Source organism: Sphingobium sp. WR1, from assembly GCF_059693745.1.
On sequence record NZ_JCATID010000036.1, the window covers coordinates 1 to 19,677 of the forward strand.

Below are 19,677 nucleotides of genomic sequence, written 5' to 3' on the forward strand. Positions count from 1 at the left end.
CACTCCCCCCGGCATGTAACACGATGGCCTGGTTTTACGCCGCCGAATGGCCGACTTTTGCTCCGCCGTTGACAAGCACACGTTCCTGCCGAAGATTGGGCCCGTGACGCTGGTCGCGCTGCTCTTCACGATCGTTGCTATGTTCAGCCTCAAGGGAAGCGAAATTCTCGCGCTGCCCGGTGATGCCCTGCGCGTGGCGGTCCCGTTGACGATCTATTTCGTCGTCCAGTTCACGATCGCGTTCTTCATGGGGAAGCTCGTCGAGAGCGATTACCCGCGCACGACGGCCGTTGCCTTCGCAGCGGCAGGCAACAACTTCGAACTCGCCATCGCGGTTGCCATTGCGGCTTTCGGGCTTTCGTCGCCGGTTGCGTTCGCTGCAGTGATTGGGCCGCTGGTCGAGGTGCCGGTCCTGATCCTGCTGGTCAATGTTGCCTTCTGGTTTGGACGGCGCTGGTTCCCTGACACTGTGCCACAGCGGGCGCGCGCGTCCACCTGAGCCTGAGTTCGCGAACTGTTGTCTGCGCCGAGATCTCTCAACGATAGCCCTCTCGGCACAGACACAGCAGTTGCGCCTGCTCGACATCACTTCGCCAACGGCAGCTTTCTTCGTTTTTCAAACCAGAACCGGTCGGACAGCAAGCGGCCCATCGCGGTCATTTACATGCGAGATACCCGTTCAAGCTGCTGGTCGCAGGCAGGCTGTTGATTGAGAGAATTTTTCGTCGAGCGATGGGCCCAACCAAAATCCATCAAGCGTTGTGCAGGGCAGGATCAGTGCTGCGCAAGCGGGGAGGGTTCTAAACTGAATCTGCGTTCAATGGGTATCCCGCCCGTGACGGGCTCGCGTCGCCATGTAGCGTAGAGCGAATTGAGCGTGCAACGTGGCGTCGATTGTAATGTCCTCAGGGCTCGCTCGCATCATGAGCTGGCCGCCCCTGGTTTTGGCAGCATTGAACGCAATTGCCGGATTTCCGCCTCTTTGGCTTCCAACGCAGCCTCCAGCATGATGATACGATTGAGCAACTGGTTGATCACGTTGCGCAGCTCGGCCTTACCGCTCGTGATTTGTGGTTTGGCCTTCGGCGGCTTCGGAGCTTCATCTAACAAAGCGAGAAGTTTGGAGCATCGATAGGCCGTCGCTCGACTGACCCCCGCCTCGCGGGCAACATTGGTTATGCTCAGCTTGCCATTCGTCGCGGTGCCTTTGCCGTCGCGCAAGCGGTTATAGGCGTCAAGCAGCGCGACGGTGGTTTGCGATTTTCGGGGAGGGTTCGCTTTCCTCGTCATCGTTCGACCTGTTCCAGCAACTGTCTGTAAATAACGATCTGTGCCTCAATGGCGTGTTTCTGGATCGGGCTGATGTTCTTGCTATTTTTCATGGTCTCGGCATCTGCGATGCATGATTGCAGAGCCAGCACATGCCGCCTCGCCACCACGCTGTTCGGACAACGAGCAGGCTGGCACCTCGTAAATGCCGGCTGCACCTCAGCTCCTTTCACCTTCAAGCAGAGGGCGTGGTCGGCATAGAAGAAGCAGTCGTTGATATAACCCGGATGAAGCGTGACGGCAGTGTTTGAAAGCATTTTTGCGCGGCGCCGATCATCAACGACCGTGCCGGGCAGATCACCAATCTTGCTCCTGATGCTTGTAAATTCGGCGACGAGTTTCGAGCGCATGGGGCCGCCTGGATTGATCCCTGCCTTCCAGTCCTCGTACATCTCGACGATATCGCTGAGCTGAGCGAGGCGACGTTCCTCTTCGATCTCCGAACGGAAGCCGGATTGGGAAGTGCCCGCATAGCCTTCGAACATCATGGCGCTCGCGTGCCCATATTGTATCATGCCCGCGATCACGCCGAAGGGCTGGCTGGCGATGTACCATGCAAGGGTGCGGCGGAGCTGACGCGTACGCCACCGCCAGGGTTTATCACCCTCGTCCGGGATATGATATAGTGCCAGTATGCGGTCGGCTTCGGCGGGCGCCGCCGCTGCCATTTCTTCGGCGAGCCGGCGACACTCCTTGGCGAAGTAGTTTAGGTATACGGTCGATTGATGTGCCGTAAGCTGGACATTGCCTACCCCCCGAATCAAGGCCGGTTTGAACAGGGGCTCATCATCTCGCGGCGCTTCCGTTCGATCGGCGCTGTTGTGTAGATAGTCCTGCAACCGTATTGCTGCCAATACGGCCCTGGCAACAGGCTCTATTACAGTCCAGCGATGTTCAGCGCCGTCGACGTTTTTGCGGGTTTTGAAGATTCTTCCGACGAGTTCGTAGCCCTTAACCTTCCCATGTTCGTCTCGCACGAGTCTTAGGCAACCACGCTTGAGCGCGGCCGCTTCCTCGCCTCGCATTCCGGATAATAGGCCGATTACGAGATAGCACGCGGCCATCGCCGGTATGAAGGTATAACGACTGCTGAAGCTAGGAAGATGCGACCGCCACGCAGTGTTTGTTCCTGGCATGTTGGCCCAAACACTGCTTGCGCCTGGGCGCTCGGTTCCGAGTTGCGAGATTGCCTTCTCGAGCATAGCCGAGCGTGCTTTCAGCACTTCCACGCCGAGACCGCTGGCCTTGCAGATTTCTGGCCACGCGGGTCGACCATCTTGGGTCGCCGGTACTCCAGAGCCTGATGCTTCAAGTGCATCCAAATAAGCGCGCAAGCGCTGGTCGCTTAGTTTCGGTGACACTCTTTGCCGACGCGCGGCGATGTTGACGCCAGCTATTCGATGTCGGGCGATGAGATCGTCGATCCCATGATCGACGTAGAACATGGCCCACCGCAACGCCGGCGCGCTAATGGCTTCCGGTATTCGCGGTGTGACATTTTCTCGGCCACCCCGGTATCCCGCGATCCGAGTCGCTGAACGGTTACCCCAAGGAGCTATCCCGATCCCCCGGAACGACAGGTAGGGCGTATAGAGCGCAAGTCGCCGTACGCAGAGGATCTTGTAGACAAGAGTTGCCGGTGCGAGGTGCCGCTTCGCGGACAGCCAGTGATCCAGCCAAGGCTGATCGATCTCGTGTAGTTGAAATCCGGCTTCCCGCACTTCTTGCAAAAAATACCGGATGATATTGCCGACCTGCATCAGCGAACCAGGTTTCAGGACGCCGAGGCGGCCGCGCACCTTGTCTCGGGAGTCGTAGTTCAAAGACAGGAACAGATATTCTCGTACGAGTTCCCGCTCATCAGCATCGGCGATCCGACCGAAGCAGATACAGGCTTCATGGGCCTTTTTCGGCCGCGCGATGGCACATTCGAGCAGCCACTTATCGTCCCCGACCAGAGAGATATTCTGCTGCTCACGGCCACTCACGACCATGTGGGGCGGAATCACCAATGCCGAACGGTCAATCCGCCAAGATGCTTCGGCACGTTCCAGAACCGGACGCATGCTCAGCCCCGCTGAAGATGTGGCGGCAGAGCTGGCGCCACAGCGGTATTTTCCACTGTGGACCGAGCCTGTTCGATATCGCCAGCGTCGAACACGGGGAGTATCTGTACCATAATTCGATCATGGTCGGCGCTGTAGCGCTCGTGCCACTCCGCTTCCGTCATGACGGCGCGCCGATCAGCTAGCCATGTCAGATAGGTCAGCAACGCTGGCAGCTTCCGTGCGGTGAACACAGCATTCGGGCAATGGAGGCAGCCAGTGAACGCGGTGGCGCAGGAGCCGTCGTCATTCCGCCCAAGTGGGCTCGACCAGAATCCGGAACACATGCCGAGGAACGTATCGGCATTGCCTGAGATCAACGACGCGACAGCGCCTGCGTCGAGCTTTTGGTTTCCGATCGAGAGGCCGGCTACGAGCGCGCTGGTTTCCTCCTTCGGTGGCAGGACCAACGGTATCATCGCCATGTCGAACAATTGACCTTCGGCGACCTCTACCGAGCGCGCATGCTCTTCTCGAAGCCCGTCCACCGCGGCATAATGCCGAGCGGCAACTGGCTTCGAGTGATCGCTCGCGAAGCGGCGAAGGTGGCCTGCGTGGCGCACGTAATTGTCCCGCTTCACCGTTTTTCTTAGCTGGGCGGGAACGATCTTGGTTATCGGCTTACCCGCTTCATCGACGAGGCCGAGGCTTCTGATAGCGGCGTAGAAGTTATGGGTAGAAAGGCTGAACCGCCGCCAGCTCGGCAGTCCGGCTGCAACGAAGCCGACCCACAGGTAATCCGCATTCGGGTCGCCTCGATCGGCCATTCGCTCGGCGGCGGGCCGGGATAGTTCAAGGGCAAGGCGAACGAGTCCGCCTGGCGTATTGATGCCACCGTCACGCACGCGTTCGCGCTTGATCTTGGCGCGCAGACCGCCTCGCCCCTTCGTGTATTCAATGGAGACATATCCTCTCGCGGGGTTCTTCAGGCAGTCGCGCCGCAGGGTCCGCAGGCATTCTATCGGCATTTCGACCCGGAGCGCGATGGCGATGATGAAGCAGATCGCATCAGGCAGTGTGAGAACGAGAAGATCGCTGGCGGCGGCGATGGCAACCTTGCGATATTTGAACATGTCGAACTCGCTTCGAGCGGCACGCGTGCCGTCGGCGACTTTCAGGAACACATTCTCAAAGCGGCTCCTCTCCAGCTTGTTTCGCAAAGCTTCGATCTGCTCGCGTCCCGCCACGATCCTTTCGCGTGTAGCTATCACGCTGCGATCAGCGGCCTCTTTCAGGACGCGAGCGACGAACGGTGTCAACGGTTCGCGGGGCCGTAATGCCGTTCCATTGTGACGGCTCGTGAAGTTGATCCGCGCCTTCAGATCCGGACGTAGCAGATCAGGGTTGCGTTCGTCTATCGCGCGAAGGCCGTGAACAAGGCAACGGAACCGGGAGTATTGGCCCCGAACGTCGCAAGCATCGATGTCAGCGGCCGTAATCACGCGAAGCCCCCCGTCGAGGCGCCCGCTGGAGGACAGATGTTTGCCGAGCGGGATCCAGCTCTGTCGATACTGTTCGACACTCGGGACGGCCAGGCCGGCGAACAGCTCGTTCATCATCGGCCCAAGGTACAAGGCAAGATCGCGGCCCAGACCTTCGTTCCCTACCTCGTGCAGCAACCAGGTCATTTCGCGCCCGACACCGTCACGATGATGATAGGCTAGGATTGCGTCAGCTTGCGGCTCCTCCTGCTGCGGAGGTAAATCGCTGAACGATAGGCGAGGCCGTCCCACTGCTAGAAGAAGCCCATCAGACGAGAGTCCAGCGCCTCGGCCGCCTGATCTACGAGTTCGAAGGCTTCATCGAGGTAGGTGAGGTATTTTTCAGTGGTCAGGATGCTGGCGTGACCCAGCCATCGCTGGACCCGGCGCAAGGGGTCGCTGACGACCTTCATGTAGATTTCCTCGGTTCGATCTGGGACAGATCGACCGTCGAGCCTCTTCACTTCCGCTTTGATGAGGTGCGTAAGCCAGTAGACGGCAAAGGTATGCCGGAGGGTATGAGGCGATACCTGTAGGTCCCAGCCCATGTTCTCCGATAACTTCTTGCTGGTACGCCGGAAGATCGACTGCCATGCCGCGGGGGTGAGGGCTTGGCCGTCCTGCGCCAGCCATAATGCTGCCGGCTGCGCACTTTCCAATGGCGCGCCCGACCCGGGCAGCAATAGGAGATTCCGTCGTTCGTCGATTCGCAGAGTCGCCAGCGACCGCGGGCGTTGCTCGCCCTGGATCAAAACGCGCTGCCCGCCCGCAAGTGTGCCGATGAGCGGCTGCCGCATGGTCCGGACCCCACCCGCGCGTCGCCAGCGATCGACCAACTGGCTTCGCTCCTCGCGAACATAGGCGTCGATAAAGTTACCGGCGACCCGCCTCGGGAACGGCACCGATCGAGGTTTGCGCCCTTTGGTGATTGTGGCGGGAAGGTCGATCATGGCGGTGCGACTGCCCTGGAAGACGCAGGCATTCGTTGTCGGCAGTTCTCCGATCAGAAGGCTGGCGCCTTCCTCAAGTCTGACACCCGTGGTCACGAGTAGCTCGGCGAACGCGGCATCGCGCATCGGATTCCGGCGTTGAGTGATACCGCTCGCTTGACCCTGGTCCAACAGGCCTTGGTCTCGGAACAGAATGTAATCCTCGAGCGGGATCATGCGGATCGTATCTTCGGCAACCGCGCCATCACGGCGGAATCTGGTTTTCGGCGCCACTGAAATCAGTCTCACTTCCTCGCTGGCGGCCCATTGAAAGAACCGCGTCAACGCCGCAGACGTGCGCTTCCAAGACGATCCCGATAGTCGGAGCTCGCCCGGCCCCTCGAGCCGAAGGCTGCGATATTTCCCTACATCGACACTGGATGCGTCGAGTAACGACTTTGAACGCACATCCCGCAGATAGCGGGCAAAGACCTGAAGATCCCGAGCATAGTGGCCCGCGCTGGCAAGGGACACGCCATCGGATCGCAGGAACGTGATGAACGAATTGACTTCGACAACGGGGCTTCCGTCGGAATGAAGGAGAGAAGGGAGAGTTGTTTCGGGTAAGTATTTGATTGCGTCCTGCTTTATGGCGTCATCAAGCGCAGGCCGGATCATCATCCCATCAACAAATATAGGCTCGACGCCGAGCCAAGGATCGAACGGAAAAAGATGCACTGAATCCTCGATATGTCACTGGGCGCTTCCGCTTTATTGCCCCGACCCGATCGATGATGGGGCAATATCCATAGCCCGTCAAAGAGAATGAATCGTCTCAATGGCGACATAATTCTTTTGCACGGGCATGCAGTGCGACGAGGTTCGCGCTCTGCCCGCATGGTGCCTGAGGCTCATCGTCCTCATGGAAGCCCGCGCGAAGCCGCGGCTGAGATCCTGCGAAGGACTATGGCGCTCGACCACCAAGGGCTTGCGCGGCCGTGAGGCGCGGCCTGGATCAATGACCCGGTTCATTCGCGACGAAGGGCTGCTCCCCGCTCATGAAATCGACTGGATCGCCAGCGAGGCGAACGCAGACCTCGCCGCGTTTCTCAGCCGTGCCGCCGCACTTCCCCTCGAAAGGCGCCCGACCATGCGCAGCTGGATCAACGGGTTCGTCGCCCATGAGGTTCGCGCACCCGACAGGCATCCCGAAAAGCATGAGGATCGAAAGCAATATGATGCTGAGCCGCGCCAGCCATTCCCGATCCCACCACCCTCACAAGCGCGGGCGCACAAGACAAGTCCCGATTTCTCCGCCCGCCGATCCGGCCAGGAGCGGAGGGGGAGGGGAGTGTCGGGCTGCGAAGAAGCGACCCCGACACATGGAGACTGACCAATGGGCACACAGAAGATGAACATCGGCCCCGTGCCCTACGACGAAGCCTGCGCCCAGCTCGGCTCGACCCCCGACTTCGCCGAAGTTGCCCGCGCCGAGTGCCATGCCTATCGCGCCGCGCTTATCGCCCACTACGGCTGCCCACCCGAAGGGGCTGAACTGCGCATCATCGGATCACCTCACGACTTCGGGACATATTACGAAGTCTACGTCGTCTACGACGCCGAGATCGGCACCGCACTCGATTATGCCCTCATCGTTGAACAAGGCCTCGCTCGCTGGGAGGACGCCAGCTTTCCCGCCCCATTCACTTATGGCGCGCGCGCCAGCACCGTCGAACGCCATTTCGATAGCTTCACGCAGCTTGTTGCCGCCGTCATCGCCGGCCTCGATGCCGCAGGTGCCGAAAAAGGCGAAGCGCGCGAACGGCTCGCCCAAACATGGCCCGATGCGGTGGCTATCGCCGCCTCGCCTGCCAACACCACTGACTGAGGTTCGAACGCCGACCGGGGCCGCTTCTCAATTGTCGCGTCGCGGCCCCGGCTCGGCCACGCTCCCGCGGTCCCGGATAATAGCAGCCCAGCGATCGAGCAGCAGTGCCGCTCCCATGTCATGGCGCGCGATATCCAGACCACAGGTTTCCATTTCCAGTGCAATCGCCTTGACGCAGCGCGCGCTTTCCTCGCGGACCGCACGTTCACTGATCGCCGCCATCACCCCAATCGCATGAGCAATGGCATCGCCCGGCAACGCATTACCGGCCCTTTTGTCGCCCTTGCACGGTTCCGGATCCAGCAGCGCCAGCACCGATCTCAAATGATAGGTCGCAGCTGCATCGCTTGCGATGTCGGGCATCCCTAGCGCTTCGCGCACCAACTCCCGCGCTGCCTCGCGATCCTGTCCCATGGTCACCACCGGATCCTTTGGGATACCCAAACATGCACAGCGTTCTACTTCCTCTATCTCAGCACCATCTCGCAAACAGCCGGTAGCGACCGTCCAACTATGGACGTCGCCAGCCCGAAACCGGACATTGGAAACCTGAAAAGAAGCAATCAGGCGCGAACACCTTTGGGCCTGGGCCTTGGACATACGTGTCCGCTGCCCGGTAACCGAAGCTGCCGGCTTGCTTCTTTTGGGAAGGTTTCCACGCCTTCACCCGCGTCTCCGCGAGCGGTTTCAAACTATGGCAAAGTCTCCCGGAATACAATCGAACATTGCACCCTCCGATCGCCTGCGGCGGCGAGACGGGAAAAGAGCGAAGGGGGAGGTGCGTCGTTGAGAGCGCTCGTCCGGCTCTTTGCCGCATCAGCCTCGTCGCCCCGCACAACAGGCTACCGGCCCCCCGAATCCCGTCCCGAAACACTGGTGTAGGAGACCCCACCATGGTGATTAGCTTTCACTTCGGCGCAGCCGGCCACCCCGTCAGCTGGATACTCTATGGGGTCTATGGGACTGCCTATGGCGTGGCGCTTGCCGCTGCGCGCACCTGGCACGCTCGCATGCTCGAAGAACGACAAACCAAAACGCCGCCGGGCGGACAGTTCGTCATTGCCGTCCATGAGGACTCAGTCGTCCGATCCGACTTGTTGTTCGACGCCGATTATTTTCGCCGCCATCAGGAGCCCGACGACTGCTCATGGCTGTGCCAGTTTCAAGGATTTCCCCTCGCAATCCCCGAACAGGCCAAGCAGGTCGTAACCGAGGAACTGCGGCGACGCCTCATCGACGTCGGATTCCTGATCCCTCGGGCCGAATGGGAAACCCGATACCCAGAGCAAGCCGACCTCTCGCGCCAGTTTCGCGCGCTCATGCAGCGCGATCGCTCCTCATCTTCCAACGATAGGGGTGGCCTGACATGAGCCGATATGAACCCCAAGCGCGTGCTGAAGCCGTTGGCGCACATGGACCCCTGACCATTGCCGTTGGCTGGGACGCCCCCTCAACACCTATTTCGCTGCGGTCCACCGAAACGACGATGATGTCGACGACGAGCATCGCGAAATTCTCTGGATCGGGACCACCTACGGCGAGATCGCAGAGCCGGAGACTGTCATCGATGCGATCATTCGCTTTGCGGATGTCGACGGCGACCTGGCCGGAACCCTTTGCGACGACCGGCTTCGGGAGGGCCACCGTCCGCGCTCGCCGTGGATTCGCTAAGACCCCCTGACTACAGGGCGCGTTCGCGCCCGCTGACAGGTGAGGGGGAGGCGGGGCTGCGAGCTGCGATCATGCGGCTTCAAAGGAAACCGCGATGACCCCCACCGTTCCGAGCGAGCCTGCCTCGAATGTCACCCTGGGCCCGGAACGTCCGCGCCCGCTGACGCATGCCGAGCGCGCCAACCCCATCCTTCAGCTTCCCGCGATGCACCGGCTCCGGGCTCTCGATCCTGACGTGCAAGCGTGCTTGCGCGACCTGTTACTCGATCTTCAGTGCGACGCCCGCGTACGGGCAAAGGCCAGCTGGGACGCGCACAAACCGCCTATGGCCGCCTACTGGGCCGCAGTGGGCGTCTATTCCGGTCATATCGCCCGCCTGCTCCGTCGAAACGCGCAATCCGACCGACAGCGCCAGCCGGACCTGTTCGGGAAGGCGGCATAACATGTCGTGCACTCGACGAGGCGCCCGCGCGTCCATCGGAATGGGATGATCCACCCGGTCACGACCGCAGACTTGGCCGCGTGCGCACGCCGAGCAACGACTTCTACGACCACCGCATGCTTGTCCTCCAGCGCATCCGCCGATCCCTCGCCACATCGAGGAAATGATCGCCTGCGTACACCGGCCTCACTGGTCGGCCCCGACGATCACATCATCACCGCCAGCTCGAAAGGAATACCATGGCCGAACCCGTCGCCGCCCAGAACGCCATCAGATCGGCACCCACAATCGTCCGCATCCCGCATATTTTCCTCGATTGCGACGGCGTCCTTGCTGATTTCGACACTTACGCGCGCTCCTATTTCGGCATGCATCCGCGCGAAGCGGAGGCCGAACTGGGCTCCAAACGCTTCTGGAAGATGCTCGAAGCCAAGGGCAACTTCTATCGGGATCTCCCACTGATGCACGACGCGCGAACCCTGTTCGACGCTGTTTCACATCTCAATCCGACCATCCTGACGGGCTGCCCCCGCGGCAACTGGGCCGAAGCGCAGAAGATCGCATGGGCGCAGGCCTATTTCCCAGACGTTCCCATCATCACCTGCCGAAGTGCGGACAAGCGGGACCACGCCAGGCCCGGCGATGTGCTGATCGACGACTGGCCACAACATCGTCACCGCTGGATCGAGATGGGCGGCGTGTTCATCAGCCATTATGACGCGGAGTCCTCGCTGGCGGCATTGTGGGCCCACTATCCCGAGCTACAGCCATGACATCGCGCATCCAGCAACTTCGTTCCCGAGTGCGAACAGCCTGTCCGTTCCGTCAGGCGGGCATCCATCGAACCATAGAAGGCATGAAGCAGCAGCTGCGCTCAGGAATCTCGAAGCCCCACGACCTTACCGGCAGTGCCGGCGTGGGTATCAAGCCCCCGTCTTCCGCGCCCATCTCAAATGTACCACGGCCCGCTCAGACGCCCTCGCCGTTCCGCAGTCCTGCCTTGAGGATCACGCCCTCGGTTGACTCGCCCGACGACATCGCTGACGCTCCCGTTCCATGAACGTCGCTCCCATGATCCATCCTGAAGTCCGACAGGCGGTGGCACGATTGTTCGACCTCGCACAAAGCGACACCGGCCAGGCACGCCGGGTCGCGGATTTTCTCATGGCGTGGTGGAATGCGACGGATCTCGGTGGCTTCGACATCGCCGACCTCTTCTCTCTCGACCGTGCCGTTGCTGCTGACATGGCCACCGTCTTTGCTTTCCTCGGTAGTCACCCCGGCGCGATCTACGCTGACGCCTTTGAACTCGAAGACGCGATGAAAGCCCTCATCGCCCTCTGGCGACCTCAGATGATCACACAAGAGGGTGCCGACAGTGCCTGACCGCGGCACGGTTGCAAACATGGCACTGAACGCACCGATGCTCCGCTTGGCATACTGGATTACTTTCGACCCATCGCGTCATTTCCGTAACCGAAAGACCGCCGGATCGGCGTGACGGTCGCGTGACGATCGAACGCGCAACCAGGCGCTGATTAAGCGCGCCATTCCGCAACCGCACCCGTGATCGTCCCATCCGGGCGGTTCGACGCCATCCCGCCGGTCCCGAAGGGACCGGCGACCGCAAAATTACGGCCCGGCGCACACGAAACCACGCACGCGAAATCCGGCTTCCTCGCCTCTCATCTTACCGGAAATCGCGCCCATCCCGGAGATCCATTCATGGCCCCTCGCAAAGCCGCGCGCTGGTCAGCGCGCGAACTCGCCCTGTTGCGCGCCCACTATCCGACCGACGGGAGCGGTGTCGCCGCCCGGCTGCCTGGGCGCATTTGCCACGCGATCCAGGTCAAGGCGCACAAGCTAGGGCTGGAGACCACCCACCGCAGTCCCGCACCCGTCACCCGGCTTCAGGGCGCGTCGCTCGATGAGGCAATCCGACTACGCGAAATCGACATGCTTTCCTTTGCCGCAATCGGGAGGCGCTTCGGGATATGCGAAGCGAGCGCCCGCAACGCCGTAACGATCGCTCTTTGCATACGGCGCGGCTATCGTCCCGCCGAGCGAGACGAGCGCGGCCGCCTTGTGCCCGCCGGCATCGATCGGCTGCGCTACGCCCTCAAGAAAGGCCTGAAAGGCATCGATATCCAACTGCGCCTTGGCGTTTCGGCCGCATGCGTCTCCGAGCAGCGGCGGCGTTACAACCGCGAGCTGCTGGCCCGCGGCAAAGCTCCACTCCCGCCGCCTGGCGGCGGTGACGCCTATTCGGGCGTCAAATTGACCTCAGCGCAGCGCAAGGCGGTCGAAGCGCTGTTCATGGAGGGGTTCGGGACCACCAAAGTCTCCCAGCGGAGCGGCGTTTCCAAAACCAGCTGTATCCGGATCCGTGAGCGCCTCGTGCGACGCCTGCGCTGCAAGGGCCAGTCCCTGCCCGGATGTGATGCGGACGGCGTTCGGCATATTCACGCTGAAAGCGCACGGTTCGTCACCGACGAGCAGCGGCAATTGCTGCGCGCAATGTTGCTCGACCGCATACCTGTCCGGCGAGCCGCCCATGATCTCGCGATCGGGGGTTCCACTGCCTATCGCATCCGTGACGAACTCGCCGCTGAACTTTCCCGCGCAGGGCAGGCGCTTCCCAAGCCCAATCTTCCCGGTCGGGTCCGGGCACACGCCACCCCCGACCCCTTCTGGCCCCCGGCGAACCCCAAGGAGATATTCACCTTCCGCCGTCTACTCCAGACAATGGGCTTTACAGAGGCCAAGAACCATTGGCGGGAGACCCGGCGCGAGGCCCGAAGGGCCGAGCGCGCCGAAAATGCCCATAGGTCGTTCAGCTTCGACGAGCAGCTTGCCCGCGTCGCCGCCGGCGAAGTTGGGATTATCAGCGCCTTCGTGCGTCACCATCTCCAACCGTTGATCACCCCCTAAATTATTCGCGCCTGATGCCGGGCAGCGTCCAGGCTCCGCCCATTGCTTCGATTCCTATGCCGAGCAGATCGCCGTTATCGACGCCATTTCCCCTCACCGCCGGACCGGCCCTTACCGACCACGGCCTCGTTGATCGCGAACTGGAGGTTGATGTGGGCGGAGGTGCGGAATCGTCCGGGGCAGCTTCTGGGTCGGACGGAGATGGAAGAGAAAGAGAAGGAGGGGAGGGGGGCGTCACCCGATCTGCGATCGGGCCGGGCTCTATTGCGCTAGGCTCCCACGACCGCTGCGCGGCCGCGCTCGCCAAGCTCCACGGAACCTCGTCCTTCGGCCGAGTTTCCGCCCCTTGCGGGGTAACGATCCCTGACGTGGCCGGCTTCGCCGCCTGACAAGACGACCCTGACGGGTCAGCGTCATGTGCCAGACCGGACGGTTCGAGGACGAACCGCCCGGTATCTGCCTCGCACCAGGTCGTTCATCGCACCCTGCGCCACCCCCGCCAGTGTCCCGGCGTTGCAGACCCCCCCACCGGGGTCGGCGGCAAAGGGGAATCGGCCGCAAGCGGCCGATATTTTTGTTTGTTTGGAAGCCGCCTCAACAGAAATACCGGGCCGCAAGCGGCCCTACGGTTTCCACCGCTGCGCGGCGGAGCCTCCGTCATTTCTGTTGCCCCCGCTGGAGGTGCCTGCGCCTTGGGCCACAGGCGAAGGTGGCTCCGGGTGCGATGAACGACGAAGCCCCCGCTTGTGCTCGACAGATCAGGATGGAGTTGCCCTGACGGGCAACAGTTTTTTCGTGGGCCGCTGCGCGGCCGGTGCAGGCTCAGGTTCACCAGGCACGATGAAATCTGTCAAGAAAACAATGTGTTATGTGTGAGGTTAGGGCTTTGATATAAGGGGATCACCGGACGGGGACGGTCCCCGGAAGGCTCAACCACCCGGCGCGGGAACGCCGGAACGAAATGGAGTTAAGACTATGAACCTCGGTAATCTCAAGCTGAACGCCAACGGCTTTTTCGTCGGCAAGATCGCCACCGTCTCGGTCGCCATGACCATCTGCCTGCGCCCTTGGGAAGCGCGCAAGGAGAACAGCCCCCGCTTTGAAATCCTCGGCCTCACCCCCGCCCGGACTTGGGTTCGCGTCGGGTTCCTGTTCGAGCAGTCCATGAAGGACACCGGCGAGGCTTTCTTGCAGGGTTCGATTGACGACCCGTCGATGAGCAAGCCCCTCTATATCGCTTGCTTCCGCGAGGATGACGGCAGCTACAACGTGGCATGGAGCCGCCCGCGCCGTGCGCGCAACGACCTCGCCCCGATCGGTGACGCAGCCGACGGCCCCGCCGATGAAGGCGATGGCCTTGGCGAAAGCACGGCACCCGCTGGCGACCTCGGCTTGCCCCCGGTCGAGCAGTCGAGCCGTCGCGGCCGCCGCGCCGAACAAGCGCAGGAACAGCAGCAGGAGGAAGCCGCCAGCGCATAAGGAAAGGTTGGGCCGGGGCGCGGGAACGCTCCGGCCCGATCCGCGCCAGCCAGACGAAATGGAGTTTCAACCATGACCAGCACGAACAAGGGGCGGGTTAGCAGGTTCGCCGACTTTGCGGAAGCCTATGCCGCCATGACCAGCGCGCAGGACTTTCCTGCCAGCTTCACCGAAACCATTGCCGAATCCCGGCTTTCGATCATCGACGACCCGACCCGCGACCCGATGCCCGACGCGGAACTTGCGCGCGGTTGCGTCGAGGATTTGACCGCGCAAATCTTCCGCCTGTTAGCGGGAACCCGCATGGAATCTTTCGGCCAGCCGATTGCATGGGGTATCGTCAACAGCCTCTATTATGTCGCCAAGCGCAGCAAGCGGCAGGAAGACGATGCCGCCGCCGAACTAGGCGAAATGGTCCGCGTGTTCGACCCGTCCGAAGTCTATCAATCGCGCATGGAAGAACTGCAACAGCGTTGCCAGTCGCTTGCCGAAGCCCGCGCGGCTTTGGAAACCATGTGCAACCATGCCGCCAACGTCTATTTCGTCGAAACCGGCAAGCCGTTCAATACCATCAGGGGAAGCCGCACCGGCACCGGCCTGACAGCTTCGCAGATCGAGGGTTTCGACTATCTCAAGGCCCGCGAAGCCGAACACAATGCCAAGCACTACCCCGCGCGTCCCGCCGTTCTGGTATCAGGTGGCGGCGACTGGGAAGACGCAGACATGATCTTTCGGCGGCTGGACATGGTGCGCGCGCGCATCCCGCACATGATCCTTTTCACCGGCAAACGCTTCAAGGGGGCCGAGCAGATCAGCACTTGCTGGGCCAATGAACGTGGCGTTCCGATTGTCGGTTTCTCCCTCAACAAGCGCGGTCCTAACGACTTTCGCGCAGCCTATCGCCGCAACGAGGTATGGAACCGGCTGGACGAAATCGTCGAAGCCATGATTTTCCAGCAATCCAAAGTGCAGGAAGACCTTGCCCGCCTGTTGCGCGCCAGAGACGTGCCGCTGCACATTTTCCGCCTTGCCGAACAGAACAACGGCACCGGCCCGACCGACCTTGCCGCGCTGCGAGCAGAAGAACAGCGCCGCGCGCTTGCCTGACCCGGAATGCCCGCGCGCACCAGCGCCGGGCCTTTCCCCCCGATCACTCACATAAAGCGCGCCGCCGACTCGCGCCATGCGCCCCGCGCGCGCCGCGAAGGAGCCCGAACCATGTATGAACTCACCCCCGAAACCGCCGAAACGCTCAAGGAGCTTCTAGGCGACGAATGCCCGCTACTGATCGAGCAGCGCGCGGGCGAAGGCTGGACCGATAGCGATTGGCTCGCCGTCTATCGCGATCAGGGATTCGACATTTGAACCACGGGCGCGCGCCGCCGCGCGCGCCATTCCCCCAAGGAGCAGCCGCTATGATCGACTTTAGCCGCCTAGGCAGCGAAACCCCCGAAGAACGCGCCGCGCGTGACGCGAAGCGCGAGCAGGACGAGAAAGACGCCGACGCCAAGCGCCGCGCCGAATGGTCGAAAGAAACCATCGGCGCGCGCCTCTCCGAAGATGTCGAATTGCGCGCCACCCATAGCGGCGATACCACCGCGACCTTGCGTTGCATCGCAGACGATGGCGACAGCTTCACCGCGACATATTGGCTACCGCCACACCGGCCCGACGCGGCCGAACGCATTGCCGCCACGCTTCGCGCGGGGCTTGGCGTCCGCCTTGCCGGTTACTGGAAACGCCGCCAATGGACCGACCGCGACGGCAACCCCCGGCAGGTCCGCGAGTTTCAGGCGCAATATGTCGCGCCGGTCCGCGATCCTGTAGATTGAGCGGCCAGCAGCGCCGCCCAGGGGCGGCGCTGGATTGTCGCGACACGCCGGAAACGTCGCGCCCAGGTGCAGGGGTTGCGGATAATTTTGCGGCCCGCTTTGCGGGCCGCGTTGGCGCGCGCGGGGGTGTCACTTTGCTATTCCCGCGCTGTTGAAACGCAGGGAATCGCACACCCCATAAGTGATAGCGCACAGGATAAGGGGCGCATGGCGTAACCGCCATGCGCCCCTTTTTTAATGCAGCATACAGCCGATCAGGCAAGCCGCTTCAAGGTCTCCGCAATGCCGAGCGTTCCGATCCTTTGCGCCAGCTTCGCAAACTCCGCCTTGCTCAGATCGGCCAGACCCGACGACACCAGCGCACCGCCGAACTCGCTTGCAATGCGCGTCACCATCTCCTTTTCGCGCACTTCCAACGCCGCCCTTTCGTCGGCCAGCGCGCGCAGTTGTTCCGAAGGCTTGAGGCTCTTTCTCGCCATGTCGCATGTCTCCATAGTGCAAAATGGCGTTTGCTGATTTCCCCTATAGCCGACTTCGACCAAGACCGGAACCGCCGCCGGACGGCTACCCCGTCAGAAGCCCCGACGCGGGCGCAGGAGCGCCGCGCTTTCCGGCTGGGGTATCATGGCCTGACGGCCCGGAATGGCCCACCTCGAAAGCCGGAGACGCTCCAGCGGATAGATCAAGCCCACACCCCCAACGACGCGAGCGACAACATGGAGCAATAAAGCACACCGAACGCACCTAAAGGTGCATGGGGATCAAGTAATATCAAAGCCTTAGCCTAATGGGCTTCCGTATCCCATTGAAACACAAATGCACTGCAATGGGATGTAGCCCAAGAATGGCGCGGATTTCCGCGATTTTCAAGTAACGCCTATGTAATGCAATGCAATGCGTCCACCGGGATGCAAAACCATTGCCCCGGGCTAAAATATCGCATAGTATAAGGCACTTTCTCAGCCCCGACCGGCCTCTGCGCGAAGAGGCTGTCATGAACCACAACGACCCCCAGATAACCCTGCGGCTCGATCATAGCTTGTGTGATCGGATCGACCGCCTGGCTGCACGCAACGGGCTGACCCGTTCCGCCATGATCCGACATGCGCTGCGCTTGTTTGCGACCGAAGCGGAGTCCGCCGGTGCCAGCCAAAGGCGTGTGGCGCGCACCATCGAATATGCCCAGCTGGCGCTCGACGTCATCATCCGGGACCAGTATCCCGATGTGCGGGACAAGCTCCTTGCTGAGACCGACAAGCGCGTGGAGCAGTATCATGCGGCGCGCTGATATCCGCTTCAGCGGCAAGCCCGTTCACCTGCGCCATCATTCCGCGCGCGGAACCGTCCAGCGCAACAGCGGCAACTTCACGCGCGGTAGCCAGCTCCTCACACACGAGGTGTTGATGTGGACATCGGGCGCGAAAATCCCGTTCATCGTCTGGCTGTTCTGCTTTGCCGCCGCATATTCCTTCATCCTCGTTGTCACCCTGCGCGAACACGAGATCGAGCTCATCGGCATGAAGCTCTATTCGCTATTCTGGGACTTCATGGAATTCGATCCGATGAAGCGGGTCAACGTCACTTTGCCCGACGGTTCGATCCGCGCGATCGTGATGGCGCAGGTCGCCGATGTCCCGGCCGTCATCGCCGCCTGGGCGAAGGCCATGCGCGGGCTGGTGGGCGCGATCCTCCTGTCGCTTCTCGCCACTATTCCGCTTGCGCTATGGTTCGTCGACATCTCGCGCAAGCGCGGCAAGTCGATCCTTCAGGAACGTCATGAGCGCGGCGCAATGCTGGTCGAGCGCGAGGTTCTGCATGCCGAGGTCGTTGCCCACAATCTGCGCGAGTTTGAAGCGGAATCCGCCTCGCTATTGCCGGGATCGACCTCCGCCCAGGTGCGCGCAATGCCGTTTGTCGAACGTAAGCGGGCGGGCATTCATCACCCCTATATCCTCGCCGGCATTCCCTATCCGCACCGCCTTGAGCAGTCGCATACGATGCTTATCGGCACCACCGGCGCGGGCAAAACGACTGAACTCCGGAGCCTGGTCGCACAGATGCGCGCACGCCGGGATAGTGCCGTTATCTTCGATCTCACCGGCACCTATGTCGAGAATTTCTATAACCCCGAGACCGACATCATCCTCAACCCGATGGACCAGCGTTGCCCGGCCTGGTCGATCTTCAATGACTGCTCGACCCACTCGGAATTCACAGCCGCGGCCGCCGCGTTGATCCCTTCGGATGGGGGATCAACCGAACCCTTCTGGGCGATGGCGGCGCGCACGCTGTTCATCGAAATGTGTATCAAACTCCAGGCGCGCGGGCAGACGACCAACGCGGATCTCGCCGACAATCTGATGACCGCAGACCTGAAGCGCGTGCACCGTTTTTTGGCGAACACGATTGCCGATCCGCTTACCGCGCCCGAGGCAGCGCGCATGGCGGAATCGATCCGCGCCGTGTTCAACACCAACGCGCAGGCGCTGCGTTTCCTGCCCGACGAGGGCGAGCAATTCTCCATCCGCGAGTGGATCTGCCGGCCTGAGAAGCCCGGTTCGATACTGTTCGTGACTTCGCACTATGTCGACCTTGCGATGAACCGTGCGCTGCTAACATTGTGGATGGATATCGCCATTACCCGCATCATGACGCTGCCGCGGACGCGGGGGCTGAGAACCTGGTTCATGTTCGATGAGCTGGGAGCCTTGCACCGGTTACCGGCGATCGAAAACGGCTTGCAGACGGCGCGCGCTTTCGGCGGCGCGATGGTCCTTGGACTGCACAGTTTCGAGAAGCTGATCGATGTCTACGGCGAGCAGGGTGCCAAGAATCTCGCTTCGCTCGCGCGCACCAAGCTCATTCTGGCGACCGCTGATCTCGACACGGCTGAGCAATGCGCGCGCTACATCGGCAACCGCGAAGTGCGCCAGATGGATGAGGCGTACAGCTATGGATACAACCAGACGCGTGATGCTTCCACGCTGACTCCGCGCAAGCAGGTCGAGCCGTTGGTGATCGCCGACGACATCACGAACCTTCCGTCCATGCATGGCTTCATCAAATTTCCGGACGGCTTCCCGGCCGCACGGATCAAGCTTGAATGGAGGGATTACCCAACAGTCGCTCCGGGCTTTCTCATCCGCGAGAACATTGCCCCGACGCGCCGACGGCGGGGGGGTGAACTGGTCGAGGAAGAAGGGGGGGAAGGGGGCGGCCGCGATGGCGCCGCCCAGGTCATAGAAGAGGTCGATCGGCCCGATGTCGCACGTGACCTCGCCGCAGCAATCCTGTCCGTTCCCCCAGAGGAGATGGGGCGGGACGATGGGCGCGAACGAGGCGATCCGGACCTCGATCGCGCGCGGCCGGGAGGGCAGGGCGCTGCCGGGCCGAACGGTACGCGCGGGCGAGGGCAGGTGCCTGGAGAGCGGGAGGGGCGCGAGGAAAACGACCAGCGGCCGCGCGATCGCGCCGAGCCGGGCAGGACGCGGGGACCGGAGATCGAGGACCAGACGCTGCGCGAATTGCGTGAGGATTATGGTCCAGACAGATCCGCCGATCGTGACGATATGGACATGGGGATTTAGGCG

General features: G+C 61.8%; 20 protein-coding genes. 14 read left to right on the plus strand and 6 right to left on the minus strand.

Annotation, left to right across the window (positions count from 1 at the left end):
• Nucleotides 1-46 precede the first annotated feature (46 nt).
• Entirely contained in the window at nucleotides 47-499 is a 453-nt protein-coding gene (locus AC58EF_RS25555; protein WP_497279263.1) for an arsenic resistance protein, read from the plus strand.
• A gap of 422 nt (nucleotides 500-921) precedes the next feature.
• Here AC58EF_RS25555 and AC58EF_RS25560 read toward each other — a convergent pair whose 3' ends face one another.
• From AC58EF_RS25560 to AC58EF_RS25575, 4 genes are all read right to left on the minus strand, one after another.
• Nucleotides 922-1,290 (minus strand): TetR/AcrR family transcriptional regulator, encoded by a 369-nt coding sequence (locus AC58EF_RS25560; RefSeq protein WP_052076616.1) that lies wholly within the window; start codon nucleotides 1,288-1,290, stop codon nucleotides 922-924.
• The gene (locus tag AC58EF_RS25565; RefSeq protein WP_155282051.1) at nucleotides 1,287-3,395 is read right to left on the minus strand and encodes a site-specific integrase; all 2,109 of its coding nucleotides are present in this window, start codon (nucleotides 3,393-3,395) and stop codon (nucleotides 1,287-1,289) included. The genes AC58EF_RS25560 and AC58EF_RS25565 overlap by 4 nt, the downstream gene beginning before the upstream one ends.
• A 2-nt stretch (nucleotides 3,396-3,397) precedes the next feature.
• On the minus strand, nucleotides 3,398-5,062 hold the full coding sequence (locus AC58EF_RS25570; protein WP_160987143.1) for a hypothetical protein: 1,665 nt from the start codon (nucleotides 5,060-5,062) through the stop codon (nucleotides 3,398-3,400).
• Between the two features lie 107 nt (nucleotides 5,063-5,169).
• Nucleotides 5,170-6,582 (minus strand): tyrosine-type recombinase/integrase, encoded by a 1,413-nt coding sequence (locus AC58EF_RS25575; RefSeq protein WP_062069127.1) that lies wholly within the window; start codon nucleotides 6,580-6,582, stop codon nucleotides 5,170-5,172.
• A gap of 280 nt (nucleotides 6,583-6,862) precedes the next feature.
• On the opposite strand from AC58EF_RS25575, the gene AC58EF_RS25580 reads away from it, so the two are divergent.
• Both AC58EF_RS25580 and AC58EF_RS25585 read left to right on the plus strand, forming a co-directional pair.
• Nucleotides 6,863-7,237, plus strand: coding sequence for a hypothetical protein (locus AC58EF_RS25580; RefSeq protein WP_497279264.1), 375 nt, complete (start codon nucleotides 6,863-6,865; stop codon nucleotides 7,235-7,237).
• A 3-nt stretch (nucleotides 7,238-7,240) separates the two neighbouring features.
• Nucleotides 7,241-7,732: a hypothetical protein gene (locus AC58EF_RS25585; RefSeq protein ID WP_497279265.1), complete on the plus strand. Its 492-nt coding sequence runs from the start codon at nucleotides 7,241-7,243 to the stop codon at nucleotides 7,730-7,732.
• Nucleotides 7,733-7,759: 27 nt separating this feature from the next.
• Here AC58EF_RS25585 and AC58EF_RS25590 read toward each other — a convergent pair whose 3' ends face one another.
• Entirely contained in the window at nucleotides 7,760-8,152 is a 393-nt protein-coding gene (locus tag AC58EF_RS25590) for a hypothetical protein (RefSeq protein ID WP_497279266.1), read from the minus strand.
• A 473-nt stretch (nucleotides 8,153-8,625) separates the two neighbouring features.
• On the opposite strand from AC58EF_RS25590, the gene AC58EF_RS25595 reads away from it, so the two are divergent.
• The 9 genes from AC58EF_RS25595 (at nucleotide 8,626) to AC58EF_RS25635 (ending at nucleotide 16,087) form a co-directional block, all read left to right on the plus strand.
• The gene (locus AC58EF_RS25595) at nucleotides 8,626-9,102 is read left to right on the plus strand and encodes a hypothetical protein (RefSeq protein ID WP_497279267.1); all 477 of its coding nucleotides are present in this window, start codon (nucleotides 8,626-8,628) and stop codon (nucleotides 9,100-9,102) included.
• 395 nt (nucleotides 9,103-9,497) lie between these two features.
• Nucleotides 9,498-9,845 carry a hypothetical protein gene (locus AC58EF_RS25600; protein ID WP_497279268.1) on the plus strand — a complete coding sequence of 116 codons (348 nt, stop codon included), beginning with the start codon at nucleotides 9,498-9,500 and terminating at the stop codon, nucleotides 9,843-9,845.
• A 239-nt stretch (nucleotides 9,846-10,084) separates the two neighbouring features.
• A complete protein-coding gene (locus AC58EF_RS25605; RefSeq protein ID WP_497279269.1) occupies nucleotides 10,085-10,618 on the plus strand; it encodes a 5' nucleotidase, NT5C type in 534 nt (177 codons plus the stop codon).
• 298 nt (nucleotides 10,619-10,916) lie between these two features.
• Nucleotides 10,917-11,231 carry a DUF7673 family protein gene (locus tag AC58EF_RS25610; RefSeq protein WP_497279270.1) on the plus strand — a complete coding sequence of 105 codons (315 nt, stop codon included), beginning with the start codon at nucleotides 10,917-10,919 and terminating at the stop codon, nucleotides 11,229-11,231.
• Between the two features lie 339 nt (nucleotides 11,232-11,570).
• On the plus strand, nucleotides 11,571-12,776 hold the full coding sequence (locus AC58EF_RS25615) for a hypothetical protein (RefSeq protein WP_497279271.1): 1,206 nt from the start codon (nucleotides 11,571-11,573) through the stop codon (nucleotides 12,774-12,776).
• Between the two features lie 975 nt (nucleotides 12,777-13,751).
• On the plus strand, nucleotides 13,752-14,255 hold the full coding sequence (locus AC58EF_RS25620) for a DUF736 domain-containing protein (RefSeq protein WP_497279272.1): 504 nt from the start codon (nucleotides 13,752-13,754) through the stop codon (nucleotides 14,253-14,255).
• Between the two features lie 72 nt (nucleotides 14,256-14,327).
• Nucleotides 14,328-15,362 (plus strand): DUF2493 domain-containing protein, encoded by a 1,035-nt coding sequence (locus AC58EF_RS25625; protein WP_497279273.1) that lies wholly within the window; start codon nucleotides 14,328-14,330, stop codon nucleotides 15,360-15,362.
• 111 nt (nucleotides 15,363-15,473) lie between these two features.
• On the plus strand, nucleotides 15,474-15,620 hold the full coding sequence (locus tag AC58EF_RS25630) for a hypothetical protein (RefSeq protein WP_022684080.1): 147 nt from the start codon (nucleotides 15,474-15,476) through the stop codon (nucleotides 15,618-15,620).
• Nucleotides 15,621-15,670: 50 nt separating this feature from the next.
• Complete coding sequence (locus tag AC58EF_RS25635) at nucleotides 15,671-16,087, plus strand: single-stranded DNA-binding protein (RefSeq protein ID WP_497279274.1); 417 nt, start codon at nucleotides 15,671-15,673, stop codon at nucleotides 16,085-16,087.
• A 254-nt stretch (nucleotides 16,088-16,341) separates the two neighbouring features.
• On the opposite strand, the gene AC58EF_RS25640 is transcribed toward AC58EF_RS25635, so the two are convergent.
• Nucleotides 16,342-16,566, minus strand: a complete 225-nt coding sequence (locus AC58EF_RS25640) for a DUF6437 family protein (RefSeq protein ID WP_497279275.1) — start codon at nucleotides 16,564-16,566, stop codon at nucleotides 16,342-16,344.
• 515 nt (nucleotides 16,567-17,081) lie between these two features.
• Between AC58EF_RS25640 and AC58EF_RS25645 the strand changes: the two genes are divergently transcribed.
• A complete protein-coding gene (locus AC58EF_RS25645; RefSeq protein ID WP_022684077.1) occupies nucleotides 17,082-17,375 on the plus strand; it encodes a ribbon-helix-helix domain-containing protein in 294 nt (97 codons plus the stop codon).
• Nucleotides 17,362-19,674, plus strand: coding sequence for a type IV secretion system DNA-binding domain-containing protein (locus AC58EF_RS25650; protein WP_497279299.1), 2,313 nt, complete (start codon nucleotides 17,362-17,364; stop codon nucleotides 19,672-19,674). The genes AC58EF_RS25645 and AC58EF_RS25650 overlap by 14 nt, the downstream gene beginning before the upstream one ends.
• Nucleotides 19,675-19,677: the final 3 nt, after the last annotated feature.

Coding starts and splice junctions, on each gene's coding strand:
- AC58EF_RS25555 (WP_497279263.1), top strand. CDS start 47: ATGGCCGACTTTTGCTCCGCCGTTGACAAGCACACGTTCCTGCCGAAG.
- AC58EF_RS25560 (WP_052076616.1), bottom strand. CDS start 1,290: ATGACGAGGAAAGCGAACCCTCCCCGAAAATCGCAAACCACCGTCGCG.
- AC58EF_RS25565 (WP_155282051.1), bottom strand. CDS start 3,395: ATGCGTCCGGTTCTGGAACGTGCCGAAGCATCTTGGCGGATTGACCGT.
- AC58EF_RS25570 (WP_160987143.1), bottom strand. CDS start 5,062: ATGACCTGGTTGCTGCACGAGGTAGGGAACGAAGGTCTGGGCCGCGAT.
- AC58EF_RS25580 (WP_497279264.1), top strand. CDS start 6,863: ATGACCCGGTTCATTCGCGACGAAGGGCTGCTCCCCGCTCATGAAATC.
- AC58EF_RS25585 (WP_497279265.1), top strand. CDS start 7,241: ATGGGCACACAGAAGATGAACATCGGCCCCGTGCCCTACGACGAAGCC.
- AC58EF_RS25595 (WP_497279267.1), top strand. CDS start 8,626: ATGGTGATTAGCTTTCACTTCGGCGCAGCCGGCCACCCCGTCAGCTGG.
- AC58EF_RS25600 (WP_497279268.1), top strand. CDS start 9,498: ATGACCCCCACCGTTCCGAGCGAGCCTGCCTCGAATGTCACCCTGGGC.
- AC58EF_RS25605 (WP_497279269.1), top strand. CDS start 10,085: ATGGCCGAACCCGTCGCCGCCCAGAACGCCATCAGATCGGCACCCACA.
- AC58EF_RS25610 (WP_497279270.1), top strand. CDS start 10,917: ATGATCCATCCTGAAGTCCGACAGGCGGTGGCACGATTGTTCGACCTC.
- AC58EF_RS25615 (WP_497279271.1), top strand. CDS start 11,571: ATGGCCCCTCGCAAAGCCGCGCGCTGGTCAGCGCGCGAACTCGCCCTG.
- AC58EF_RS25620 (WP_497279272.1), top strand. CDS start 13,752: ATGAACCTCGGTAATCTCAAGCTGAACGCCAACGGCTTTTTCGTCGGC.
- AC58EF_RS25625 (WP_497279273.1), top strand. CDS start 14,328: ATGACCAGCACGAACAAGGGGCGGGTTAGCAGGTTCGCCGACTTTGCG.
- AC58EF_RS25630 (WP_022684080.1), top strand. CDS start 15,474: ATGTATGAACTCACCCCCGAAACCGCCGAAACGCTCAAGGAGCTTCTA.
- AC58EF_RS25635 (WP_497279274.1), top strand. CDS start 15,671: ATGATCGACTTTAGCCGCCTAGGCAGCGAAACCCCCGAAGAACGCGCC.
- AC58EF_RS25640 (WP_497279275.1), bottom strand. CDS start 16,566: ATGGCGAGAAAGAGCCTCAAGCCTTCGGAACAACTGCGCGCGCTGGCC.
- AC58EF_RS25645 (WP_022684077.1), top strand. CDS start 17,082: ATGAACCACAACGACCCCCAGATAACCCTGCGGCTCGATCATAGCTTG.
- AC58EF_RS25650 (WP_497279299.1), top strand. CDS start 17,362: ATGCGGCGCGCTGATATCCGCTTCAGCGGCAAGCCCGTTCACCTGCGC.